General features: G+C 33.0%; 2 protein-coding genes. Both read left to right on the top strand.

The annotated features are described in order from the left end of the window. On the top strand, positions 1–719 hold a 719-nt coding region (locus DXB54_RS11750), incomplete at its 5' end, for a hypothetical protein (protein ID WP_118695290.1). Between the two features lie 212 nt (positions 720–931). Beyond that, entirely contained in the window at positions 932–1426 is a 495-nt protein-coding gene (locus DXB54_RS11745; protein WP_021984481.1) for a hypothetical protein, read from the top strand. Positions 1427–1660: the final 234 nt, after the last annotated feature.

Below are 1660 nucleotides of genomic sequence, written 5' to 3'. Positions count from 1 at the left end.
CAGATATGAAAGCCCAGGAGACGAAAGTGCAATATATGGATGGCAGCTATTTTGAAAGCCCTGAGTGGCATGAGAAATATGTGATCTATCTCAATGAGCACCCTTTTGAGAAACCTAAGTATCAAAACATGAAACGGGATTTATTAAAAAGATTTCAAAGACGGGAATATCTTGTCAAAATGATATTGCAGTTGTTCCTAATATTTTGTACCTTGTGTCTTATTCCTTTAGGACGTTATTATATGGCTGTCATAGGACTTTGCCTGTTCGGATTTTTGTTTTGGCTAGAGTTTTCACTGTATATAGGAATGCCGGTACGGAAGTGGTTGAAGGGTGATATTGATTATGAGGAGCTTGAAGCGTCATATTTAAAAAGTCAAATGCTTTTCTATAAAACAAATGCTTTAGCATTTGGAACTACACATTTACATGGATTTACAGAGAAAAAAATATATGCAATAGATTATCGGTTGGTGGAAGGAATATCAAGAAAAATAGTACGTCTTAAGAAGTATGAGGATGGAATTTATAATACGGAGGAGTATCAGCATTTTGCAGTTATTCATGTCAGACTGCCAAGAAGCGGAAACATTTACGATGTTGAGATCGAACTAAATGAGTTTCAGGTTCAAATGGCAATTGATAAGTTATCCACTTGCAAAATTGGTGAAGATTTGATAGGAAATCTTTCTGTAAACGAGCATAAAGAAAATGAATAAAAAAAGAAACGAGTGAGCCGCTTGAGTAAAAACTGTACGGTTGTAAAACTCATTTTCTAGATACATTTTATAACAGAATTAGATGATTTGTCAATCCGAGTATTTGAAAACTTGTCCGCCGGAATATCGGATGTTCCGCGCAAATGCACAGATGGAAGAGAAATCCGCAGACTACCAACAAAAGAAGATTTGGAATAATTAGGAACAAAGTTATGACGAAATATTATTTGACAAAAATTATTTATAATGGATTAACTTATTTTTTTATATGGTATAGCAACGATGAAGATGGTTTCTTGCTTTTTAATCAACGGCTGTTAGTTTTTTCTAGTGTCGAAGAAGCAAATATATTTGCGGATAAGGAACATATTATTTTTGAAAAAGGAATAACGGTCTTTTATCTATCTAAAATTACCGAGTTAATAGATAATGTAGAAATATCGCAAAATTGTCAAAGTTTAATAGATACATGGCATTTATTTAGTGATTTATCAAAATCACTAAATGAAGAATTTGTAGGAGATTATAATGATGAAGAAATTGTTGATATTTATAATAAGTTATTCTATGGAAGTAATTTGAAACTTCTAAAAAATGAAGAATATCATCCTAGTTTTAATGTTGATGAAAAAAATAAATGTTTGGAGATTTTTCAAAGTGGGTTATCAATACTAAACAAATATCTTAATTATGATTTTCGTAAATAAAGATATTATTTTGTTAAATAAAGAATATTGTGGTGACGTAGCTTTTGTCATGAAGAAGAGTCCCTCTGAAAATGAGAGATACGTTACAACCTGTACCTGTGGCACACCGAGACGCAAGCGGATGTATCAAGTGGAGAAAATCGCGCTTGTGGATTTATTTCCGTGGACGGAACACACAGAAATGGTCTGCTTACTGTCGCGTAAAGTCCTAGTTTAAGTGGACTAGAGGGCTTT

Origin of the sequence: Coprococcus sp. OM04-5BH (assembly GCF_003482105.1) — a bacterium.
In the GTDB taxonomy this organism is placed as follows: domain Bacteria; phylum Bacillota; class Clostridia; order Lachnospirales; family Lachnospiraceae; genus Coprococcus.
Note: the sequence above shows the minus strand (reverse complement) of the source record. Positions and strands in the feature narration are given on the sequence as shown.

Excerpts from the sequence above, each read along its gene's own strand:
- DXB54_RS11745 (WP_021984481.1), top strand. The coding sequence starts at position 932 with ATGACGAAATATTATTTGACAAAAATTATTTATAATGGATTAACTTAT.